This window comes from Streptomyces sp. NBC_00459, from assembly GCF_036013955.1.
Taxonomy (GTDB): Bacteria; Actinomycetota; Actinomycetes; order Streptomycetales; family Streptomycetaceae; genus Streptomyces.
This window is the reverse complement of sequence record NZ_CP107903.1, coordinates 5,074,304-5,096,862: the sequence shown is the minus strand read 5'-3', so window position 1 is coordinate 5,096,862 and position 22,559 is coordinate 5,074,304. Positions and strand designations below refer to the sequence as shown.

General features: G+C 70.3%; 19 protein-coding genes and 1 pseudogene. 5 read left to right on the top strand and 15 right to left on the bottom strand.

Annotation, left to right across the window (positions count from 1 at the left end; translation table 11 throughout):
- The first annotated feature begins 24 nt into the window (after window positions 1-24).
- Together OHN74_RS22335 and OHN74_RS22330 are read left to right on the top strand one after the other, a co-directional pair.
- Window positions 25-2,496 carry an MFS transporter gene (locus OHN74_RS22335; protein WP_327696325.1) on the top strand — a complete coding sequence of 824 codons (2,472 nt, stop codon included), beginning with the start codon at window positions 25-27 and terminating at the stop codon, window positions 2,494-2,496.
- A 6-nt stretch (window positions 2,497-2,502) separates the two neighbouring features.
- Entirely contained in the window at window positions 2,503-3,360 is an 858-nt protein-coding gene (locus tag OHN74_RS22330; RefSeq protein ID WP_327696324.1) for a YceI family protein, read from the top strand.
- 14 nt (window positions 3,361-3,374) lie between these two features.
- On the opposite strand, the gene OHN74_RS22325 is transcribed toward OHN74_RS22330, so the two are convergent.
- Window positions 3,375-3,764 carry a hypothetical protein gene (locus tag OHN74_RS22325; protein WP_327696323.1) on the bottom strand — a complete coding sequence of 130 codons (390 nt, stop codon included), beginning with the start codon at window positions 3,762-3,764 and terminating at the stop codon, window positions 3,375-3,377.
- A 162-nt stretch (window positions 3,765-3,926) separates the two neighbouring features.
- Here OHN74_RS22325 and OHN74_RS22320 point away from each other — a divergent pair, with 162 nt between their 5' ends.
- Together OHN74_RS22320 and OHN74_RS22315 are read left to right on the top strand one after the other, a co-directional pair.
- Window positions 3,927-4,115: a DUF397 domain-containing protein gene (locus tag OHN74_RS22320; protein WP_327696322.1), complete on the top strand. Its 189-nt coding sequence runs from the start codon at window positions 3,927-3,929 to the stop codon at window positions 4,113-4,115.
- A 61-nt stretch (window positions 4,116-4,176) separates the two neighbouring features.
- A pseudogene (locus OHN74_RS22315) lies at window positions 4,177-4,494 on the top strand (DUF6879 family protein); the annotation flags it as partial.
- Here OHN74_RS22315 and OHN74_RS22310 read toward each other — a convergent pair.
- The 6 genes from OHN74_RS22310 to OHN74_RS22285 form a co-directional block, all read right to left on the bottom strand.
- On the bottom strand, window positions 4,434-5,723 hold the full coding sequence (locus OHN74_RS22310; protein WP_327696321.1) for an ABC transporter permease: 1,290 nt from the start codon (window positions 5,721-5,723) through the stop codon (window positions 4,434-4,436). The pseudogene OHN74_RS22315 and the gene OHN74_RS22310 sit on opposite strands and share 61 nt — an antisense overlap.
- An 80-nt stretch (window positions 5,724-5,803) precedes the next feature.
- Complete coding sequence (locus OHN74_RS22305) at window positions 5,804-6,487, bottom strand: ABC transporter ATP-binding protein (RefSeq protein WP_327700230.1); 684 nt, start codon at window positions 6,485-6,487, stop codon at window positions 5,804-5,806.
- A 77-nt stretch (window positions 6,488-6,564) separates the two neighbouring features.
- The gene (locus OHN74_RS22300; RefSeq protein ID WP_327696320.1) at window positions 6,565-8,124 is read right to left on the bottom strand and encodes a peptidoglycan-binding protein; all 1,560 of its coding nucleotides are present in this window, start codon (window positions 8,122-8,124) and stop codon (window positions 6,565-6,567) included.
- On the bottom strand, window positions 8,121-9,068 hold the full coding sequence (locus OHN74_RS22295; protein WP_327696319.1) for a hypothetical protein: 948 nt from the start codon (window positions 9,066-9,068) through the stop codon (window positions 8,121-8,123). The genes OHN74_RS22300 and OHN74_RS22295 overlap by 4 nt, the downstream gene beginning before the upstream one ends.
- A gap of 80 nt (window positions 9,069-9,148) precedes the next feature.
- Window positions 9,149-9,973: a hypothetical protein gene (locus OHN74_RS22290; RefSeq protein WP_327696318.1), complete on the bottom strand. Its 825-nt coding sequence runs from the start codon at window positions 9,971-9,973 to the stop codon at window positions 9,149-9,151.
- Window positions 9,974-9,975: 2 nt separating this feature from the next.
- Window positions 9,976-10,584: a SigE family RNA polymerase sigma factor gene (locus OHN74_RS22285; protein ID WP_327700229.1), complete on the bottom strand. Its 609-nt coding sequence runs from the start codon at window positions 10,582-10,584 to the stop codon at window positions 9,976-9,978.
- A gap of 273 nt (window positions 10,585-10,857) precedes the next feature.
- Between OHN74_RS22285 and OHN74_RS22280 the strand changes: the two genes are divergently transcribed.
- Window positions 10,858-11,328 carry a PPOX class F420-dependent oxidoreductase gene (locus OHN74_RS22280; protein WP_327696317.1) on the top strand — a complete coding sequence of 157 codons (471 nt, stop codon included), beginning with the start codon at window positions 10,858-10,860 and terminating at the stop codon, window positions 11,326-11,328.
- Here OHN74_RS22280 and OHN74_RS22275 read toward each other — a convergent pair.
- From OHN74_RS22275 to OHN74_RS22240, 8 genes are all read right to left on the bottom strand, one after another.
- Window positions 11,288-12,157, bottom strand: a complete 870-nt coding sequence (locus OHN74_RS22275; RefSeq protein WP_327696316.1) for a TetR/AcrR family transcriptional regulator — start codon at window positions 12,155-12,157, stop codon at window positions 11,288-11,290. The genes OHN74_RS22280 and OHN74_RS22275 overlap by 41 nt on opposite strands.
- Before the next feature lie 121 nt (window positions 12,158-12,278).
- Entirely contained in the window at window positions 12,279-13,790 is a 1,512-nt protein-coding gene (locus OHN74_RS22270; protein ID WP_327696315.1) for an MFS transporter, read from the bottom strand.
- 123 nt (window positions 13,791-13,913) lie between these two features.
- Window positions 13,914-16,181 (bottom strand): ArnT family glycosyltransferase, encoded by a 2,268-nt coding sequence (locus OHN74_RS22265; RefSeq protein ID WP_327696314.1) that lies wholly within the window; start codon window positions 16,179-16,181, stop codon window positions 13,914-13,916.
- Complete coding sequence (locus OHN74_RS22260; RefSeq protein WP_327696313.1) at window positions 16,178-17,710, bottom strand: bifunctional glycosyltransferase family 2/GtrA family protein; 1,533 nt, start codon at window positions 17,708-17,710, stop codon at window positions 16,178-16,180. The genes OHN74_RS22265 and OHN74_RS22260 overlap by 4 nt, the downstream gene beginning before the upstream one ends.
- 14 nt (window positions 17,711-17,724) lie before the next feature.
- The gene (locus OHN74_RS22255) at window positions 17,725-19,335 is read right to left on the bottom strand and encodes a HAMP domain-containing sensor histidine kinase (RefSeq protein ID WP_443060567.1); all 1,611 of its coding nucleotides are present in this window, start codon (window positions 19,333-19,335) and stop codon (window positions 17,725-17,727) included.
- Window positions 19,336-19,538: 203 nt separating this feature from the next.
- Window positions 19,539-20,276 (bottom strand): response regulator transcription factor, encoded by a 738-nt coding sequence (locus OHN74_RS22250; RefSeq protein ID WP_044471956.1) that lies wholly within the window; start codon window positions 20,274-20,276, stop codon window positions 19,539-19,541.
- Between the two features lie 331 nt (window positions 20,277-20,607).
- On the bottom strand, window positions 20,608-21,558 hold the full coding sequence (locus OHN74_RS22245) for an amidohydrolase family protein (protein ID WP_327700228.1): 951 nt from the start codon (window positions 21,556-21,558) through the stop codon (window positions 20,608-20,610).
- Window positions 21,559-21,621: 63 nt separating this feature from the next.
- A complete protein-coding gene (locus tag OHN74_RS22240) occupies window positions 21,622-22,551 on the bottom strand; it encodes a DUF2797 domain-containing protein (protein ID WP_327696311.1) in 930 nt (309 codons plus the stop codon).
- Window positions 22,552-22,559: the final 8 nt, after the last annotated feature.

Sequence of the window (22,559 nt, the reverse complement as noted above, 5' to 3'; positions counted from 1 at the left end):
CGCGGAAACAGACAAGGAAGCTCAATGGCAACGACCACACCGGCCGGTGTGCGAGCGGCACACGCCAAGCACGGGGGAGGCTCCCACGGCTCCGCCGACGGCGCGCCGATGTCGCACCGGCAGATCATGGAAGCGCTCACCGGGCTGCTGCTCGGCATGTTCGTCGCGATCCTGTCGTCGACGATCGTCTCCAACGCCCTGCCCGACATCATCAAGGACCTCGGCGGCGGCCAGAGCGCCTACACCTGGGTCGTGACCGCGTCGCTGCTCGCGATGACCGCGTCCACCCCTCTGTGGGGCAAGCTCGCCGACCTCTTCTCCAAGAAGCTGCTGATCCAGGTCGCGCTCGTCGTCTTCGTGCTGGGTTCGGCCGCCGCCGGGCTCTCGCAGAACGCCGCGATGCTCATCGGCTTCCGTGCCGTGCAGGGCATCGGCATGGGCGGGCTGTCGGCTCTCGCCCAGATCATTCTCGCGGCGATGATCTCCCCGCGTGAGCGCGGCCGTTACAACGGCTACCTCGGTGCCACCTTCGCGACCGCGATGGTCGGCGGCCCGCTGATCGGCGGTGTCATCACCGACACCAGCTGGCTGGGCTGGCGCTGGTGCTTCTACGTCGGTGTGCCCTTCGCCGTCGTCGCCCTCATCGTGCTGCAGCGGACCCTGCACCTGCCCGTCGTGAGGCGTCAGGCCAAGGTCGACTGGACCGGCGCCTTCTTCATCACCTCGGCCGTCTGCCTGCTGCTGGTCTGGGTGACCTTCGCCGGCGACAAGTACGACTGGGTGTCCTGGCAGACGTACGCGATGATCGGCGGCACGGTCGCACTGCTCGGGATCTTCGTCCTCGTCGAGTCGAAGGCCAGTGAGCCGATCATCCCGCTGCGGCTCTTCCGCAACCGCACGATCACCCTCGCCTCGCTCGCCTCGCTCTTCGTCGGCGTCGCGATGTTCGCGGGCACCATCTTCTTCAGCCAGTACTTCCAGCTGGCCCGGGACAAGTCGCCGACCATGTCCGGCGTCATGACGATCCCGATGATCGGCGGCCTGTTCGTCGCCTCCACCGTCTCCGGTCAGGTCATCACCCGTACGGGACGCTGGAAGGCGTGGCTGCTCTCCGGCGGTGTGCTGGTGACGGCCGGTCTCGGCCTGCTGGGCACCCTGCGCTACGACACCCCCTACTGGCACGTGGCCATCTACATGGCGCTGCTCGGCCTCGGCGTCGGCATGATGATGCAGAACCTCGTGCTCTGCACCCAGAACCAGGTCTCCCCCTCCGACCTCGGCGTCGCCAGCTCGGTGGTGACCTTCTTCCGGTCCCTCGGCGGCGCGATCGGCGTCTCCGCGCTGGGCGCGGTCCTCAGTCACCGGATCACCGACCACCTCAAGGACGGTCTGGCCACCATCGACCCGAAGTACGCGTCGGCGCTCTCCGGTTCCACCTCCAACACGATCCCCGACCTCGACGCGCTGCCCGCGCCGCTGCGCACGGTCATCGAGGGCGCGTACGGCCACGGCATCGGCGACGTCTTCCTCTACGCCGCCCCGGTCGCCCTGCTCGCGCTCGTCTTCTCCCTCTTCATCAAGGAGGTCCCGCTGCGGACCAAGGGCGCGTTGGCGCAGGCCGCGGAGGAGAACGGTGCCTCCGCCGTCCCGGTCGCGGAGACGGAGAAGGTGCCCGCCGCCGTCGCCACGGTGGCTGTCGAGGCCGCCGAGCCCGTCGACGTGCCTGCCGGTGGCGGGATTCCGGTACGCGGTCACGTGCGCGGTGCCGAGAGCGCGCCCGTTCCGCAGGCCGCCGTGACGCTGATCTCCCTCGCCGGACGTCAGCTGGGCCGCGCGGTCGCGCAGGGCGACGGCGCCTACGCGCTGGACGCGCCGGGCACGGGCTCGTACGTCCTGATCGCCTCGGCGGACGGGTTCCAGCCGCAGGCCTCGACCGTCGTCGTGAACGGCGAGCCGGTCTCGTACGACATCCTGCTCAGCGGCACGAGCGGGCTCAGCGGACTGGTGAGGGCCACCGAATCCGGGTCGCCCGTCAAGGACGCGATGGTCGTCGTGACCGATGTGCGCGGGGATGTTCTGGCCACCGGGACCACCGGTGAGCAGGGCGAGTTCACCTTCGCCGAGCTGGTGCCCGGTGCCGTGACGATCGCCGTGAACGCCGCCGGGTACCGGCCGCGGGCGCTGCCTGTCGAGGTCGGCGGCGCCGGGGTCACCCGGGTCGAGGTGGAACTGGCGTCCGGGGCGCACGTCCAGGGTGTCGTACGGGCGCCGCACGGGCCGCTCGGGGACGCGCGGGTCACGCTCGTCGACGCGGCGGGCAACGTGGTCGGCTCGGCGACGACCGGTGCGGACGGGGCGTACGCCTTCACCGATCTGGACAGCGGCGAATACACGGTCATCGCGACCGGCTACCCGCCGGCGGCCACCGCCCTGACCGTCACCGGCAACGGAACCGACGGCCACGACATCGAACTCGCCCACCCGGTCGGGGAGTAGCAGGACATGACAGCCATGACAGGGCTGAGCGCGCGGGTTCGTACCCGTGACGGGTGGGCGGTCTCCCACGCCGTCGTCACCGTGACCGACATGACCGGGCAGCAGGTGCTGCGGGCCGGGGCCGACGCGGACGGGGTCGTGCGCGACGCGACCCCGCTCGCGCCCGGCGCGTACACCGTGATCGTGACGGCCGTCGGGTACGCGCCCACCGCGTCCAGTGCGATCGTCACGGCTGGGGGTACCCCCTCTGGGGGAGGACGTATGGAGGTCGGTACTGTCACCCTCGCCCGGCTGGGCGGCGGCGCCGAACTGCCGCCGCCGGGGGCGTGGACCGTCGACCCGGCCCACTCGTCCGTCGGCGCGGTCGCCCAGCACCTGGGCATCTCCAGCGTGCGCGGCCGGTTCACGGACTTCACGGCGACAATCGAGATCGCGCCGGACGAGGTCGCCAAGTCCCGCGTGGAGGCGGTCATTTCGGCCGCCTCGATCGATACGGGGAACGCGACACGGGACGATCATCTGCGGTCCGCCGACTTCCTGGACGTCGAGCGGTATCCGGAGGTCACGTTCCGCTCGACGGGGCTCACCCCGGCAGCCGGCCCCGACCGCTGGACCGTCCACGGCGAGCTGAGCATGCGCGGTGTCGTACGGCCGGTCGACCTCGACCTCGCCTACCTCGGCACCGGCGCCGACCCCTGGGGCGGCACACGCGCCGCCTTCCGGGCGACGACCGAACTACGGCGCGAGGACTTCGCCATGAACTACAACCAGGTGGTACGGGCGGGGATCGCGGCGATCGGTACGACGTTGCGGGTGGAGATCGACATTCAGGCGGTGCAGGGGCATGCGCTGCCGACGGCGTGACTGACTGAGGCGGGCTACAGCAGGCGCAGCAGACGGGGCGGGACGAAAAGGTGCCGGACTCGGTGTTCCTCGGCGTTCATCACGGCCGCGGGCATCCGGTCGGGCCGTCCCTCCGCCTTCGCCAGGGCCTCCTGGCGTTCGGCGCAGGTTCCGCAGGCGGGATCCCACGGGGGCAGCAACTCGGCGTGCGCGTCGGCGAGATGACGGCCGAGCCTGATCTGCGTTCCCAGAACGCTGTCGGTGAAGTCCCAGTCGACGGAGGAGTCCTCAGCCGTCAGCCCGGCCACTTCGGCCTGTACGTGGCGCATCTCCTCGTAGAGCCGGACGCAGTCGGCGCAGTCCCACATCCAGTCGGGGAGAAGGGGCCACTGTTCTGCGGCGCCGTCGCTCTCACCGTTGCCCATACCGCTCCCCGACCCCAGGCGCCCGTCGTCCGTTGTCCGTCCGCTCGGATCCTTCTCCAGAACCGGCCGGTCCCACTCACCCGCCCGCCTCGAACCACAGCAACTTCCCGGCACCGCGATCCAGCAGACCGTCCCCCAGAGGAGAGATCCAAGGGGCGAACCATGACCGAACCGACCTGGCACAAGTCGACTTACAGCGAAGAAGGCTCTGCCTGCGTCGAGATGGCCCCCACCCCCACCCCCATCCACATACGCGACTCCAAGACCCCCACCAGCCCCCAGCTCACCCTCCGACCCACCACCTGGGCGGACTTCCTCTCCGACGTGGCGCAGCGCTCTTCCCGGAGGTGAGGAACGGTGGTGGTGCCGACTACGGCTCGTCGCCGACCTCGCGGCCCAGGGGGTAGAGCTACGCAGGGCCCGGACCGTGTCGGACCACATCCGGTTCGAGCACCACCTCACCGGCCCCACGGTGGAGGCAGGGGAGCAGGTGCGCTGGCTACCGCGCCGTCGCGCGTCCGCGCCTGCCCTGCCCTGCCCGGCAACGGCTTCTGGCTCTTCGACGACGGTTCGGTCGTCTTGCACCACTTCGGCGGCGATGGCGAACTGGCGCCGGACAACAAGAAGTTCACTGATGATCCGGCCTGTCCGGGGCCGGCCGGCACGGGGCTACGACGGTGCGCGGAGAGCTTCGGCCGGTTCCATGCGGGCGGCGCGCAGGGACGGGTAGAGGCCGGCGAGCAGGCCGACCAGGGCTCCGGCGAGCGGGGCGCCGAGGGCGAGCCGCAGGTCGAGGACCGGGGTCCAGTCCTTGACGACGGAGACGCCCACCACGACGGCGATGCCCAGGGACGCCCCGATGACACCCCCCAGCAGGCCGATGGTCGTCGACTCCAGGAGGAACTGGCCCGCGACCTGCCGTCGTGACGCGCCCAGCGCCCGCCGCAGCCCGATCTCCCCGACCCGCTCCATCACCGTCACCAGGGTCACGTTGGCGATGCCGATCGCGCCCACCACGAGCGAGACCAGACCGAGGACGAGGAAGAGACCGTTGACGTCGTTCTGGACGCCGTCGCGGGACTTGGACAGATCGGGCGGCGCCACGACGGTGAGCGCGTCCTCGTGCCCGGGCGCCAGGGCGATCGGCGCCTGGCGCGCCACCTGCCAGGCGGCGCCGAGCGAGGTGTTGACCAGTACGCGTGTGACGTCGCGCAGACCGAGCCGGTCCGCGGCGGTCGTGGGCGGGAGCAGTACGGCCGTGGACAGCTGCCGCTCGCGCTTGATGCCGCCGAGGATGCCGATGACCGTGTACGACTGGCCCTGGAAGAAGACCGCCGGGGCGTCCTCCACCCGCCGGATGCCGAGAAGTTCCGCCGCCTGGTCGCCGAGCACCGCCACCTGGTCGTGCCGGTCGATGTCACCCGAGTCGAAGAACCGCCCGGCGGTCATCTCGCCCCGTACGGCGTCCGGCAGGCCGGCCGAGGCGGCGACCACACCGAGGGTCTGGCTGGAGGTGTCACCGGGCGCGGTCACGTCGTTGGACCGCACCTGGACACTGTTGGTCGTGGCGGAGTCGGCCACGGCCGCGACCGACTCCACACCGGCCAGCCGCCGGACCGCGCCGGTTCCCGACCAGTCCACCAGGGGGCCGGTGTCGTCCGAGCCGGGAAGAGCCTGCGGCACCGTCACGGTCACCGAGGTCGCGGTGAGCGCGTCGAACCGGCCGACGATCTGGTTGCCCGCGGTGGAGGCCACGCCGATCGTGATGACGAGCGTGGTGATCCCGAGCACCGTGCCGAGCGTGGTCAGCGCGGACCGCACCGGCCGGGCGAGAACGCCGGCGAGGGCTTCCGTCCACAGGTCCCGCGGGTCCAGCCAGGGCCGCTCGACCCGCGTCGACCGGGCGGACAGGGACAGAGCGGACGGAGCGGAGCTGATGGACCGGATGGACCTGGTCAACCCGCACCTCCTTGTCCTCCTTGTCCTCTTTGCCTCCCTTATCTTCCTTGCCTCTTCCATCTCCCTTGTCTCCGTACGTGTCACCCGGCCTCGGCCTCCGTGGTGAGGCGTCCGTCGGTGATCCGGACGCGGCGGGCGGCCCGGCGGCTGACCGCGTCGTCGTGGGTGATGACGACCAGGGTCACGCCCTGGGCACACAGCTCCTCGAAGAGTTCCAGCACGGAGACCGTGTTCTCGCTGTCCAGGTTGCCGGTCGGCTCGTCACAGAGCAGCAGCGCCGGATCACCGAGCAACGCCCGTGCGATGGCGACCCGTTGGCGCTCACCGCCGGACAACCGGTCGGGCCGGAAGCCCGAACGGTGACCGAGCCCCACCCGCTCGAGTGCCTCACGGGCCCGGGTGCGCCTGCTGCCGCGCCCGCGACCGGGGCGCGGCCTGCGATAGGCCTCGGCCAGCATCACGTTCTCGTCCACCGTCCGGTACGGCAGCAGATGGAAGGCCTGGAACACGAACCCGATCCGGCTGCCGCGCAGCGCGGTGCGTTCGAGGTCGCCGAGCCCGGTGGTCTCCACCCCGTCCAGCCGGTACGAGCCCGAAGTGGGCCGGTCCAGCAGGCCGAGGGTGTTGAGCAGCGTCGACTTCCCGGAGCCGGACGGCCCGACGACGGCCAGGTGCTCCCCGCGCCGCACGGTCAGATTCACTTCGCGCAGCGCGTGCACGGGCGGCTCGGAATCGAAGGTCCGCCGCACGTCGGTGAGTTCGATGACGGCGGAGGCACCGGACGAGTCGACGGCATCGGACGAGGCAAGGGAGGGGGTGGTGGTGCAGGAGGGACCGGGAGTCACTTGCCCACCACCACCTTGTCGCCCTGCTCGAGTGTGCCGCCGGCGGGCTTCACCTCTACGAGGCCGGCCGCGGAGAGCCCGACGGTCACGGAGACATCGCGCACCTCGCCGTCGCGCTCGACCTGCACCCGGGCCTTTCCGTCGGCCGAGGTGCGGATCGCGGCGAGCGGCACCGTCAGCACCTTGCCGTCCGAGGCGCCGACCCCGATGGTCACCTTCACCGAGGATTCGGCCTGCCCGGCCAGCGGTCCCGGATCGGGGATGGAGATCCGCAACTGGACCGGACCGGGCGCGCCTGCCCCGGTGGCGCCGCCCGTACCGGACGTGTCGGCCGCATTGGCGTCGGCGCCGCCGCCGGACGCGTCCGAGGCATCCGCGTCGCTGCCTTCCGACGCCGCCTCGCCGACGCCGCCCGTCGTACCGGACGACGCGGCGGCGGAACCGATCGCCTCCACCTTGCCCTTCACCTTCTCCCCGCCCGTCGTCGTCACATCGACGGGCATACCGCGCCTCAGCAGTTCGGCGTCCTCACCGGGCACGGCCGCCTCCACGATCAGCTCGGAGCCGGTCACGGTGCCGACCGGGCCCGAGGGCGCGTCTCCGACCTTCACGGTCACCTTGTCCAGCCGTACGGGCAGCTCCGGGAAGAAGACGACCTCGCCGGCCGGGACCTTCGTCCCGTAGGTGGCCTGGAAGGTACTGAGGGCGCTGTTCGCCATGTCCAGGGACTTCTGCGCGGACTTGAGCTGTATCGCCCGGACCTGCCGGTCGATGCTGGACTGCGCGTCCGTACGAGTCCCCGAACCGGTCTCGGTACCGGTCTCGGCACCAGTGCCCGTACCCGTCTCCGTACCCGTCCCCGCTCCGGTGCCGGAACCGTCGCCGGTGTCGGTACCGTCCCCGGCGTTCGCGCTCCGGGTCGTGAGCAGCGCCTCCTGCGCGCTGGACACCGCCTGCTGGAGCTGGCCCAGCTGCTGCTGGTCCTCCGCGCTCGGCTGCTGGGCCTCGTACCCCTTGTTCCGGTACCAGTCGGCGACCGCTGTGGCCGTGCCCTGGCCGAACGTGCCGCCGACCGACCCGGGGTCGAACCCGAGCCGCCGCAACGCCTTCTGGAGCTGCTTCACGTCGTCACCCGTGCCTCCGGGGCCCATCGCCCGGTACATCGGTACGGATCCGGCGAGCGCGAGCACCGGGCGGCCGTTGACCATCATCAGTACGTCGCCCTCCTTGACCTTCGTACCGGCGACCGGTGCCTTGGTGACCCGCTGCTCCGCGCCCTCGCCGGACGGGCTCGTGACCGCCCCGGTGCCGACCGAGCCGGCCAGCGAGAGCGGCCGGGGCGAGCTGAACGCCACCGTCCCGGTCGCCACCACGGTCGCGGTGAGCGACCGCCGCTCCACCTCCACGGTCACCGGGCCGGCCTTCGGCGCGTTGTGCGAGGCGGCGGCGTCGGCGGGCGAGCGCACCTGCGTACCGGCGAACCAGCCCCCGGCGCCGACCAGCACCACCGCGCCGACCATGGCGCCCAGCTGTCGGCGGCTGCCGAGTCGCTTCACGCGCCGTCACCCCAGTACGGGTTGGCCTTCTCCTTGGGGAAGTACGCGGCGCGGAACTTCTTGCCGCACTCCAGGTCCTTCAGAGCGATGTCGATGTCCGCGGTGAGCAGCGGCATCGCCTGCTCCTTGGTCCACTCGCTCCTTTCCTCCGGGAGCTTGCTGGTGAGGTCGATCCGCACCATGTAGGCCATGCCGGTCGGCTGGGTGGTGGAGACCGGGATGCCCTGCGCCCTCAGACAGGTGGCGTACTGCTGGGCGAGCTGCACCAGTTGGGTGTCGCCGTTGAGCGCCAGCCCGTTCTGGCGGTTCTCCTCGGTCCTGGCGTTCTGCTTCTCCTGCTCCGCCGCGGCGCTCAACGGCGCCCCGTACGCGGCGGTGTTCCCCTCAAGGGTGCAGCCGGCCTCCTTGTCCTCCGCCTTGGTCTTGGCCGGGGGACCGTACAGCGCGGCCTGGTACGCATTCACCTGTGCCGGGGTCAGCCCCTTGGTGTCGTCGTCCACGGGGTCGAGGACCTTTCCGCCGACCTTGCCGCCCGCGTTGCTGAAGGGGACGTTCGGGTCGTCGGGGTAGGCGGCCGCCGCGTAGGTCCCGAAGCCGTACTTCTGGCGGTACTTCTTCGCCGCCGCGTAGTCCTCGCCGTCGCCGTCGTGGTTGGGGTCGGCCGAGGATGCCGCCGCCACGTGCGGTGTGTAGGTGAACCCCTCCTTCTTCATGCAGGCCGCGATGGCGTTCTCCCGGATGTACTCCTGCTTGGCCTCGGCGTTCACGCCCTCCGGGATGTTGAGCTGCGCGGCACCGTCGGCGTTCGTCGTGCCGCCGCCCGCCGCGGAACTCCCGCCGCTCTTGCCGTCCTCGTCGCCCGAACCGCCGCAGGCGGCCAGCAGGGGGAGCATGCCGACCGCGAGGGCCGTGATCAGGTGACTGCGCAGGGTATTTTTGGACATGCCCATGACATCACTCCATTCAGGTGGGGTTCTGTTCGTGCCGGGTCTGGTTGTGCTCTTGCCTGTCGGTTACGGACCTGTCAGCCGCTGGTCTCCTTGACGGCGTCGAAGAGCCGGGGGGCGGTGGCAAGCCGGTACAGCGTCTGGCGGACCGAATCCGTGTACTCCTGGCCGCTCCTGCGGTTCTCGCCGGCCTCGCTCGCGATCGCCTGCACGGTCCAGCCGCCCGAGGTCACGTAGGCGACGCCCATCGCGTAGTCGTCGCTCGCGTCACTCTTCGGTTCGGGCAGTTCCCGCTGGCTCACGTAGTACTCCAGCAGGTTGTCTCCCTCTTTTCTGGGGACGACGTGGCACTTCGTCAGCCGGCCGCCCCATGGGGTCGTGAGTGTGCGGCCGACACCGTCCCGGCACCCCACATCGCCCGACGGGAGCAGGGACTGACCGGTCGTGGACCGCTCGACCGACACGTACAGATAGCTCGGACGACCGGAGGTGTCGACCCAGCGGAAGTAACGCTGATCCCCGTCCGGACGCTTCGGATCCGCCGGTTCGACCGTGCCGGCCTCCGCCGTGACGACCGATCGCAGCAGCCCCAGCGAGGGGTACCAGACCGTCGGCTCCGCGGCCGGCGGCGCGGGCGTACGTTCCACCGGCGACGAGATCACGGCGGACCCCCCGACGAACACGGCCGCGACCGCCGCCACGGCGCTCAGCGCCACCCCGATCCTGCGCCGACGGCGGATCCGCCTGCCGCGCACGGTCGCGCCCGGCACCAGATCCGGCATCGGCGGCTCCGCGTCAGGACTCAGCCTGCCCAACGCGTCGACGAGGGCGAACTCGTACGCGTCCCCGCTTCCGTTCCCGTTCCTGTTCCCGCGCCCGCCGGCGCCGGACTCCCCAGCCATGCTCACCACCCCGCCCTCAGATATCCGTTGCCCGGGCTCATCCCCGCACCGCCACCACTACCGCCACCGCTTCCGGGCGGTGACGGCGCCAGTGGCGTGTCGCCCAGGATCCGGCGCAGTGCGGCCAGCCCCCGGGAGGTCTGGCTCTTCACCGTGCCGACACTGCATCCCAGTGCCGTCGCGGTCGCCTCCACGCTCTGGTCCTCCCAGAACCGCAGCACCAGCACCGCCCGGCTGCGCGCGGGCACCTGCCGCAGCGCGGCCAGGAGCGTCAGCCGAAGCTCCGGGTCCTGCGCCGGGGCCGCGACGTCGAACTCGTACGCTCTCGGCCGCTCCCACCAGCGCCGCCGCCGGGTCTCGTCCACGAAGGTCCGGAACAGCACCTTGCGGGCGTAGCCATCGGGACTGTCCAGCCGCACCCGGCGCCATGCCGCGTACAGCTTCGCGAGCGCCGTCTGCGTCAGGTCCTCGGCCAAGTGCCAGTCACCGCACAGCAGGTACGCCGTACGGCGCAGTTGCGCCTGGCGGCTGCGCGCGAACTCGTCGAAGTCGAGCCCGACTTCGACCGCGCCACCGGTGTCGGAGACGTCCTGTTCGTCCGGCGTCCGGATCACAGGCCCCCTCCGCCCGGCACCGCAGCGGAGCGCGGTGAGAAGTGCTTCATGCCGTACATACGGACTGGGCGACCCGGCAGGTTGTCACCGATCCGAAAAAACTTCGAGGACTTGCGAACAGGCGCCTTCGGCCGCGCTGTCGGTGGTCGTGGTGGTGGCTCCAGACCCGTGACCTGCGACTTCACGATGCACACCACTCATTGCCTCAGCGCTGTGACACAGGCCCGGCGGGGACAGGTCCTACAGCCCTCCTGCGCCTAGGCTGGCACCATGGCACCGAACATCGCTACGAACACCGCCGTGTCCCTGGACGAGCTGCTCGACTTCGTACGGCCCCGCCACCGGGCGATCCTCCTCACCCGGCGCGCGGACGGCTCCCCGCAGGCCTCGCCGCTGACCTGCGGGGTCGACGACTCGGGGCGGGTCGTCGTGTCGACGTACCCCGAGCGCGCGAAGACGCGCAACGCCAAGCGGGACGAGCGCGTCAGCCTGCTTGTGCTGAGCGACGACTGGAACGGGCCGTGGGTCCAGATCGACGGAACGGCGGAGGTCATCGACTCCCCGGACTCGGTCGAGCCGCTCGTGGAGTACTTCCGGAACATCTCCGGTGAGCACCCGGACTGGGACGAGTACCGCGAGGCCATGGTCAAGCAGGGCAAGTCGATCATCCGGGTGACGCCGGAGAAGTGGGGGCCGGTGGCTACGGGCGGGTTCCCGGCGAGGCTCGCTCCGCAGGAGTAGGGGTCGTTCCCGGGGGCTCGGCCCCGGGACCTCCGGACGGGCTGGTCCCGCCCACCCGGGTCACCATCGCCTCGATCCCCGCCACCAGCAGTTCCAGCGCGAAGTCGAAGTCCCGGTCGCGCATCTCCTGCACCGTGCCGCCGCCCCGCGCCGCCATCATGTCCGCCGACTCCTGCATGAACCCGGCGGTCTCCGGGGCGGACCCGACGGCGCTCATGGCGTGCCGGAAGTAGGCGTCCTGGGTCATGCCGGCTTCTGCGCAGCGGGCGATGAAGTGGCCCTCGACCGTGCCGAATCCGTACACGAACTGGAAGACGGCGGCGATGGCACCCGTGAGGCCCCGCGCGGGCAGGCCGGTACGGCGCAGCACGCGCTGGACGGCACGTGAGAAGGCCTGCGAGTGCGGGCCGATGTTCAGGTAGGTCCCGGCGAGCGGGGACACCCAGGGGTGGCGGACCAGCAGGGCGCGGTACTCGCCGGCCAGCATGCGCAGCTGGTCCCGCCAGTCCTCGCCGCCGGCCTCCGGGCCCCGTTCCGGATCGGGCAGGCGCAGCTCGGCGGAGGCCGCGTCGAGGGCGAGTTCGAGCAGGTCGTCCTTGGTGTCGACGTACCAGTACACCGACATCGCCGTGACGTTCAGCTCGGCGGCAAGACGCCGCATGGAGAACTTGCCCAGACCTTCCGCGTCCAGCAGCCGAACGGTCACCTCGGTGATCCGGTCCCGGTCGAGGCCTGATGGCTGCGCGGCTCGACCCGTACTACTCCGGCGCACGGCCTTACCGTCCAGCCACACGCTGGTCCGCACGGGCTTCTCGGCTGCCCTCACCATGGCCGTACCTTTCCTGAGCTTTCCAACACGGGCCATGCTAGGCGCCCCTTCAGGGGCGCGGGGAACTGCGCGATCAACCACAAACCACCAGCAGCCGCAACCGAACAGAACCCCCGAGCTCCTAGGCGACCGCGCGCACATCCACCTCTGACTCTGCCCGCTCAGCCCGCCGCAACAACACCGCCGCTACAACACCGCCCAGCAACACAGCCCCCGCCCCCACCAACTGACTGGCCTCCAAGCCGGAGGCAAACGCATCCGTAATACGCGCCCTCTCCGCAGCCGACCCCGCCTCCGCCAACGCCCCCGGCAGGGACCCCGCCGCCACAGAGACAAGCGCCGCGAACCGCGAGTTCAGCACCGCGCCGAGCACCGCGACTCCCAGCCCCTGCCCGAACTCCGCCACCGTGCCGTTGATCCCCGCCCCGACACCCGCCCTCTCCGGCGGAATCGAGCTCATGATCGCGTGGGCCATCGCCGGGCTGGCCACCGCGGCCCCCGTACCGATGAGCAGCAGGCCCAGCAACGTACCCGCGTAACCGCCGGAGGCGACCGTCGCGATGGAGACCAGGCCGCACGCCATCAGCGTCATGCCCAGCCCGATGGCGAGGGGGGTGCCGAGCCTGGCCGCCCATTTCGCCGACACGCCGGTGAAGTTGAGCGCCACGATGGCGAGCGCGAGCGGTGCCGTGCGCAGCCCGGCCTCCAGGGGGCCGTAGCCCAGCACGAACTGCATGTGCTGGGTGAGCAGGAAGAGCGACCCGCCCATCCCGAAGGTGATCAGCACCGCACCCGAGACCGCCCCCGTGAACCGGCGGTTCCTGAAGAAGTGCATGTCGAGCATGGGGTACGGGATCCGGTTCTCCCAGTACGCGAAGGCGCCCAGCACCACGACTGCGACGGTCGCCGGCACCAGCACCCGGCCGGACGTCCAGCCGTGCTCGGGCCCGGAGATGATCGCGAACACGAGCGAGGACATGCCGATCGTGGAGAGCAGGGCGCCCAGGAGGTCCGGGCGATCGCCGGTCGGGTTCCTGGACTCGGGTACGAGGGCCACGACGGCCACCAGCCCCAGTGCCGCGACCGGGATGTTGATGAGGAAGATCGCGCCCCACCAGAAGTGGTTCAGCATGAAGCCGCCGAGGAGCGGGCCGGTCGCGAACCCCAGCGAGTTCACCGCGGCCCAGATGCCGATGGCCTTCGGCTGCTCCTCGGGCGTGAAGATCTGCATCGCCACGGCGAGGGTGGTGGTCATCAGCAGCGCACCGCCGACGCCCATCCCGGCGCGGGCCGCGATCAACTGGCCGGTGCTGTCGGCGAGTCCGGCGATCAGCGAGCCGACGCCGAACAGGACAAGGCCGGCGATCAGCATCTTCTTGCGGCCGTAGCGGTCGGCCGCGCTGCCGGCGGTGAGCAACAGGCCCGACTGGACCAGCGAATACGCGTTGATCATCCACTGGATGTCGGAGGTACCGGCGCCCAACTCCCGGGTGAGGGAGGGGATCGCGACGTTCAGGACGGTGTTGTCGAGCAGCACGGTGAGCTGCGCGAGACAGATGACTCCGAGGATCAGCCAGCGTTGGGGGTGACCCTGGGACTGCTCCTTGGGGTCGGCATGGGGGGAGATAGACATGCTGTACACCGTAGAACAGCTCCTGTACGGCGTACAACAAATATAGAAATGGTGGCCCGGAGCGAGATCGCTCCGGGCCACCACCAGGGAAGGCCGGGGAGAAGAACCCTCAGCCGATACCGATCAGCTGCTGCTCGTCGGCTGGGTCAGGTCGTAGAAGGTGGCCGAACCGACCGTCACCTTCTTGAAGTTGCTCTCGACCCACGAGCTGATCTGGGACGACGTGCTCGTCGTGCTGCTGCCGCCGCCCATACCGCCGCCGGAGCCGCTGGAGATGAAGTAGTGGATCTTGCCGTCCGTCACGTACTTCTTGAACTCGGCCAGCGTCGGGGACGGGTCGGTGCCGTTGAAGCCACCGATCGCCATCACCGGGTCGCCGGTGGAGAGCTGGTAGCTCGCCGCGTTCTGGGCACCGATGGCCGCCGCGGCCCAGGTGTAGTCGTCGGCGTTCTTCTCCAGCAGGGCCTTGGCCTCGCTGGTGACGCTGGCGCCGTTGAGCAGACCGCCCACGCCACCGCCGCCGCCCATACCGCCGCCCTCACCGGTCCGACCGGTCTGGCCGCCGGGGCCACCCTGCTGGGTGTTCCCGTTGCCCTGCTGCTGGTTGCCCTGGGTGTTGCCGCCGCCGGGGAAGCCGCCGCCGGCGCCACCCGTCGGGGGCTGGCCCATGCCGCCGCCCTGGGTGTTGCCGTTGCCGTTCTGCTGACCCTGCTGGCCGCCCATACCGCCGCCGCCAGGACCGCCGCCCATACCGCCGCCACCGCCACCGCCGAACCCACCGCGACCGCCCTGGACGGACGGACCCGCCGTGACGATCGAGCCGGTGTGACCCTCGTTGAGAGTGGTGAGGGAGTACGCGGCCGGACCGGCCAGCGCCGTGACGAAGCTCAACCCGACGACCGCGAGGGCCAGTTGGCGTCCGAGCCGGTTGACGAAGATCAGGCCCAGCGCGGCGACGAGACCGCCCACCAGCACCAGCCACTTCAGCCAGGGCAGATAGTCGGAGGAACGGTTGAGGAGGACGTACCCCCAGACCGCGGTGGCCGTCGTGGCAGCCGCGAGCGTCAGTGACGCCCACATCTTGTCCCGCTCCTGCCAGAGCTGGGCCGCGCCCATGCCGACCAGCGGCGCGATGTAGGGGGCGAGGGCGACGGTGTAGTAGTCGTGGAAGATGCCCTGCATGTAGCTGAAGATCACCATGGTGATCAGCAGCGAGCCGCCCCAGAGGAGGAGGCCGGCGCGGACGGCGTCCGTGCGCTTGGCCTTGCGGCCGGCCCAGACAGCCCCGACGAGCAGGATCAGCGCGGCCGGGATCAGCCAGGAGATCTGACCGCCGCTGCCGGAGGTGAACATCCGGTCCCAGCCGGTCTCGCCCCACATTCCGGTGCCGCCTCCGCCGCCACCACCGCCGACGCTGCCGGTCTCCTCGCCGTTGATACGGCCAAGTCCGTTGTAACCAAAGGTCAGTTCGAGGAAGGAGTTGTTCTGCGAGCCACCGATGTAGGGGCGCGAGGACGCCGGCCACAGCTCGACGATCGCGACCCACCAGCCACCCGCGACGACCATCGCGAGCCCGGCGGCCAGTACCTGCCCGATGCGCTTGCGGACGCTGGTCGGGGCGAAGATCACGTACACCAGTGCCAGCACCGGCAGGATCAGGAAAGCCTGGAGCGTCTTGACCAGGAAGGCGAAACCGATCGCCGTACCGGCCCAGACCAGCCACTTCGTCTCGGCCTTCTCCATGGCGCGCTGGGTGCAGTAGACCGCGGTTGCCATGAGGAGCGCGAGGAGCGCGTCCGGGTTGTTGAAGCGGAACATCAGCACGGCGACGGGCGTCACCGCGAAGGCCGCCATCGTCAGGAGACCGGCCGTGGCGCTGAACCGGCGCCGCACGGACGCGTACAGCACACCCGCCGTGGCGACGGCCATCAGGACCTGCGGGAACAGGATCGCGAAGGAGTTGAGGCCGAAGAGCCTGACCGACAGCGCCATCGGCCAGAGGGAGGCCGGGGGCTTGTCGACCGTGATGGCGTTGGCCGAGTCGAGCGAGCCGAAGAAGAAGGCCTTCCAGGACTGGCTGCCGGCCTGAACCGCCGCCGAGTAGAAGGAGTTGGCGTATCCGGAGGCGGTGAGGTTCCAGGTGTAGAGCGCGCCGATCACCAGCAGCGTGGCGAGGAACGCGGGCCGCACCCATCGGTGGTCCTCGGGCCGCCCGCGCCACAGTCTGCGCACGAAGGGCTGCTTGGGCTCACCGGAGGAAGGCGCCGGCCCGGCCGGGCCGTGAACCGCGTCCTGCTGTACGGCAGTTGAGTCCGGCGGCGGATACGAGGGGCTCGCACCCCCCGGCCCCGAAAGGCCCGTACGGGTCGTCTGGTCGAAGTGAGTGGTCATCGCGGGTTCCTCGGATCCTGGCTGTCGTGCGGGCGCACCGGCTGGAGCCGCATGGTCGGGTCCCCCCAGGTACGGTCCGCGACATCACCGGCGCGGAACTGGTCGGTGGTGAACTGGTCGGTGGTGAACTGGTCAGTGGAGTAAGGGGAGTTGCCGTACGAGGCGTTGGCGTTGTTGGCGTTGTTGTGCGAAGCGTTGGCGTACGCGCCTGTGGTGTACGCCTGGTAGACGGGTGAGCTCGGCGTGTGCGAGGCGACCACCGTCGAGGAGGAGGAGAAGGTCGGCTCGCCGTTCTGGTCCGGGAACACCCAGGCCCTGAAGAGCAGGAACCTCAGCACCGTCGCCGCGAGGTTGGCGGCGATGAGCACCGCCAGTTCCGTGGAGTGCCCGGGGTCGCTGGTCGCCGCGCTGAGGGCGGCGAGCGAGCCACTGGTGAGGGCGAGTCCGATGCCGAACACGACCAGGCCCTGCGCCTGGTGGCGCACCGCCCCGCCCCGGCCGGTCACCCCGAAGGTCAGCCGCCGGTTGGCAGCGGTGTTCGCGACCGCGGAGACCAGCAGCGCGAGCGCGTTGGCGATCTGCGAGCCGGCGAAACCCCGGAAGGCGCTGTAGAGCACCAGGTAGAAGAGGGTCGACATACCGCCGACCACACAGAATCCGACGAGCTGGCGGGCCAGTCCCTTCGGTACGTCCTTGATGTCACGGTCGCGCGGATCGTCGCCGAAGGGCCGGGTGAGCCGGTCCAGCGGCAGCGAGCCGGTGGCAAGGGCCTTGCCCACGCGCAACACTCCCTTCAGGTCGTCGGTCGCCGTCTTGACGATGTGGACGGTCGAGTCCGGGTCGTCGACCCAGTCGACCGGCACCTCGTGGATACGCAGGCCCGCGCGCTCGGCCAGCACCAGCATCTCGGTGTCGAAGAACCAGCCGGTGTCCTCGATGAGCGGCAGCAGGATCTGGGCGACATCACGCCGGATGGCCTTGAATCCGCACTGCGCGTCCGTGAAGCGGGCCTGGAGCGAGCCACGCAGGATCAGGTTGTACGTCCGGCTGATGAACTCCCGCTTGGCACCGCGCACGACGCGCGAGGAGCGGGCGAGCCGGGAGCCGATCGCGAGGTCCGAGTGACCGGAGATCAGCGGTGCCACCAGCGGCAGCAGGGCGTTCAGGTCGGTCGACAGGTCGACGTCCATGTAGGCGAGGATCGGCGCGTCGGACGCGGACCACACGGTCCGCAGTGCTCGGCCGCGCCCCTTCTGCTCCAGCCGGAAGGACCTGACCTCCGGCAGCTCCGCCGCCAGCCGCGCCGCCACCAGGGGAGTGGTGTCCGTGGACGCGTTGTCCGCAACCGTGATGCGGAACGCGTACGGGAACGTGCGCTTGAGGTGCTCGTGGAGTCTGAGCACGCATGGCTGGAGGTCCTTCTCCTCGTTGAAGACGGGGATCACTACGTCCAGGACAGGCGTACCGGCTGCCGCGGCCGGGAGGTGCTCCCGCGCCGGCAGGGTGCCGGGAGAAGAGTCGGTTCGCATAGGACCGACTTTCGTCAGGCCCCCTGTTGCACCCATGTGGTGGCACTGTGCTGTACCTGTGAGTCCGATTGCCAGTTTGTTTCGGGGGCAAGGGCAGGCAAATGCACCGTAAAGACGGTCTGTCCGGGCACGCTGTCGACGGTCACGGCACCGCCGTGCGCGGTCGCGACGGCCTGCACGATGGCGAGCCCGAGACCGGTGGAACCGGTGCTGCGGGAGCGCGCGGTGTCGCCGCGCGCGAACCGCTCGAACACATGCGGCAACAGGTCGGCCGGGATGCCCTGTCCGTCGTCCTGCACGTCCACACACAGCCACGGGCCGCGCCGCTGCACGCGCGCGGTGACGGTCGTCCCGGGCGGAGTGTGCGTACGGGCGTTGGCGAGCAGGTTCACCAGGACCTGCTGCAACCGGGCCGCGTCCGCCGACACCAGCGCGGGCTCGTCGGGCAGGTCGAGCCGCCAGTTGTGGTCCCGCCCGGCGGCGCGCGCGTCGCTGACGGTGTCCACGACGAGGGGTACGAGGTCGGTCTGGTCGAACTGGAGCGGCCGGCCCGCGTCGAGGCGGGCGAGCAGGAGGAGATCCTCGACGAGCAGGGTCATGCGCCCCGCCTCGGACTCGATCCGCCCGAGCGCGTGCCGGGTGTCCGGCCCGGTCTCCTCGCGTCCACGTCTCGTCAGCTCGGCGTATCCGCGGATCGAGGCCAACGGCGTACGCAGCTCATGACTGGCGTCCGCGACGAACTGACGTACCCGCATCTCGCTCTGCTGGCGCGAGTGCAGGGCACCGTGCACATGGTCGAGCATCCGGTTGAGCGCGGCGCCGACCTGGCCGACCTCGGTGTGCGGGTCGGTCTCGGACTCGGCGACCCGCTCGTTGAGGGTCACCTCGCCGGTGTGCAGCGGGAGTTCGGAGACCCGGGTGGCCGTCGAGGCGACCTTGCGGAGGGGCCGCAGAGCCACTCCGACCAGGACCGTACCGGCGATTCCGGCGGCGACGAGACCGGCGGCGGTGACGCTGACCTCGACGAGGATCAGGGTGTTGATGGTCGTGGTGACGGATTCGGTGGGCAGGGCGACGTAGAAGTTGCCGCGGTCGCCGGTGACGTACTTGACGCGGTACTCACCGAGCCCGGTGATGGTGATGGTCTGCAGACTGCCGGTTTGGGAGACGGAGGCCAACTCGGCCTTCTGTGTCTCGGACAGTTCGACAGCCTGCACCTCGCTGTCGGTCGTACTCGTACTTGACTGCACCTTGGAGAAGTACGCCCGGGTGACACCGCCCTTCGCGTCGACGGCTGCGGCGACGGTGTACTCCGGCGTCCCGCCCCTCGTCACGAGGTTCGTGAGCTGCCCCTCGACGGACTGTATAACGGTGCCCGCACCGGAGGTGGTGCTGTTGCCCGTGGAGGACGTGGAATCCGTGGAGGCCGAAGGAGCTGTGGACGGCGAAGAAGTGGTCAAGCCGTTGCCACTCGGCAACCCGCCGGGCGGATTGACCTTTTTGTTCGCTTCATCCGGGCGCCCCCCGGGCGGGGGCCCGCCGGCCCGGTCCGCGGTCTCGCTGACCTGGCTGTCCAACTGCTTGTAGAGGTGCTGTTCGAGCGCAATGGTCGTCACCGTGCCCATCACCGCGCACACCACGGCGATCAGCGAGACCGCCGAGACGACGAGCCGCGTCCGCAGGGTCCGCGGCCTGCTCTGCCGCTGGGCCTTCTGCTCGGACCTGCCCAGCCTCCGCTGCCCGCCCGCTTTCCTCTTACTGCTCACCGTGCTGCCCTCCTACCGGGCTCTACTACGTCTTCCGGAGCGGCACCACCGATGACAGGGGGTCAGCCGGCGGGTTTGATCAGATATCCGGCGCCGCGCCGGGTGTGGATCATCGGCTCGCGCCCGGCGTCGATCTTCCGACGCAGGTAGGAGATGTACAGCTCGACGACGTTCGCCTGGCCGCCGAAGTCGTACGACCACACGCGGTCGAGTATCTGCGCCTTGCTGAGCACGCGCCGCGGATTGCGCATCAGGAAGCGCAGCAGCTCGAACTCTGTCGCGGTGAGGTGGATGCCGTCCCCGGCCCGCGACACCTCGTGGCTGTCCTCGTCGAGGGTGAGGTCACCGACGACCAGGACGGAGTCGGAGCGGCGGTCGGCCGCGCCGGAGCGCCGGATCAGGCCGCGCAGTCGTGCCACGACCTCTTCGAGACTGAAGGGCTTGGTGACGTAGTCGTCGCCGCCGGCGGTGAGGCCCGCGATCCGGTCCTCGACGGCGTCCTTCGCCGTCAGGAACAGCACGGGTACCTCGGGCAGCTCGCGCCGCAGCCGGCCGAGGACGGTGAGGCCGTCCATGTCGGGCAGCATCATGTCGAGAACGACGGCGTCGGGCCGGAACTCTCGCGCGGTCTGCACCGCACCCGTTCCGTCACCCGCGCTGCGGATCTGCCAGCCTTCGTAGCGGAGGGCCATGGACAGCAGCTCGGTGATCGACAGCTCGTCGTCCACCACAAGCACTCGGACGGGGCTCCCGTCCGGCCTCAGCAGTTCGGTGCGCCCCTGGGGCGAGGTCGTGGTCATAGCGGAAACCTTGTCGGTGTCCTCTGAGAGCAAGCTTTCTGGAACCTGTGATTTTCCTGAGAAACTCACAGGCACCTCTCAGGGAAGCCCTGGGAATTCCGGCCCCGGGAAGCCCGGAAAGCAGGGGTGGAACCATGTGCCGGGCGACCCCGAATCCCTCTCCGACCTGTACGTTTACCGACCGCACGGACCGTCGGACCGGCCCCTGGGAAGCTCCTGAGACAGCCCTCGGGCATCCTGTGCGTCGCCTGGGCGAACCTGATCGAAAGTTACGCACCCCACTGCCGAACGCCCGATTCATCCCCTTCGGCCGCCTCTTCTCATCCCGAAATCACGCCGATGTCAGGCCCTCCTCATCCGTACCCGCCAGCCCGAACAGCCGCGCCCCGTTGTCGTGACAGACGGCCCGCAGCCAGTCGTCGCCGAGGCCCAGCCGCTCCAGGGCGTGCAACTGGTGGACGTACGGATACGGGATGTTCGGGAAGTCCGAGCCGAGCAGAACGCGGTCGCCGAGGTCCGCCAGCCGGGGGAGTTCGGGCCGGGGGAACGGGGCCATCCGCTCCGAGAAGTCGGTGAACGCCATCGTCGTGTCCAGCCGCACCTCGTCGTACCGCTCGGCCAGGCCGAGGAAGTCCCCGTACTCGGGCAGGCCCATGTGCGCGACGACCAGCCTCAGCCGGGGATGCCGGGCCAGCACACGCTCGATCGGTTCGGGTCCGGTGTGCTTGCCGGGCGCCGGACCGGAGCCGCAGTGGATCACCACGGGTGTCCCGGCCTCGGCGAGCAGTCCCCAGGCCGGGTCGAGGAGTTCGTCGGCCGGGTCGTACGCCCCCACCTGCACATGCGCCTTGAAGACGCGCGCGCCGGACTCGACGGCCTCCCGGACGTACGCTTCGACGCCCGGCTCGGGGAACAGCGTCGAGGTGTGCAGACAGTCGGGGGTACGGCCCGCGAAGTCGGTGGCCCACTGGTTGAGCCACTGGGCCATGCCCGCCTTGTGCGGGTAGAGCATGGCGGTGAAGGCCCGCGCCCCGAACTCCCGGATCAGTGCGAGCCGTTCGTCCTCCTCCAGCCGGTAGGTGATCGGCCACTCGATGCCGTTGTCCACCGAACCGACGGCGTCGAAGTAGGCCCAGACCTTGCGCAGGACACGCTCGGGCATGAAGTGCGTGTGCACATCGACGAGGCCGGGCAGCCCGAGCCGCGTCCAGAACCGCCGGACCTCGGTGATCTCACCGTCGACGTCGGCGTCGGCGTTTCCGTCCGCCGAGGCTTCCCGCATGCCGTCCACCGCCACCCCTCTCACCGTGAATCCCTGTATGCCGTCGTCGCGTGGAGTCGGGGCTCAGAACAACCCGTCCTGCACCCCCGCCGACTCCTTCGCTCCCTTGAACTCCCTTACCGGAACGGTAAGCCCACCGTCCCCGACGGGTACCAGCTCCCACCCGGTCATCAGCCTGGTGTCCAGCACCACCACACTTCTTCCGCCTCCCGGTTCGTTCCCCCGCCCGTCCTCGACCGCGAGATGCAGATCGGGCCCGGCCGCCGCCACCAGCTCGCCCCCGACGACACCCCCCGCGACCAGCTCGCTCACCGCACCCACGGCCGACGCCAACCCCGTCAGCTCAGCCAGCCCTGTCAGCCCGAACGCTTCGACATGGTCGACGACTTGGCAGGACGCCCGCTCCAGGGACTCCGGCCAGCCACCCAGCCCCACCGCCCGGGCGTGCAGGCCCTCGACCTCGGCGGCCCGCTCCGCCGCCGATCCCGGCAGCGCGGCCCGCACCGCCCGCTTGTCCGCGTACGGAATCCGGTCCGGGACCCCGAGCGCGGCGCGCAGCAGCTCCTCCGTACGCCGGGCGGCCATCAACGGGCCGACTCCCAGCCAACTGAAGGCGACGGCACCCTGCTCAAGCAGCCGCGCCGAGCCCCGCTCCAGTGCCGTGATGCCGACCTTGGTCATCCCGGGCCCGAACCACGCCAGATATACGTGATAGGGCCGTGGATCGTCCGCGATCGTGTCGGCGGCGACCGAGTGCGCCCGGTCCAGCCGCGCACACTCCTCGCACCGGGCCCCCGTGCTCCGCCCCGACACCACCGCCCGTATCGGACAGGCGTTCCCCCGTGCTCCCACACATGTCCGTACGCCCCCTTCCGTGACCCCGAAGGCCACCCTCTTCCCCCAGGTCAGCGCGCTACCGCGCCCACCGGCCCACCGCAGCACGGGACCGTCCGCCGTCCATCGCAGCCCCGAGCATCTCCACGCCTGTGCCATCCCTTGCG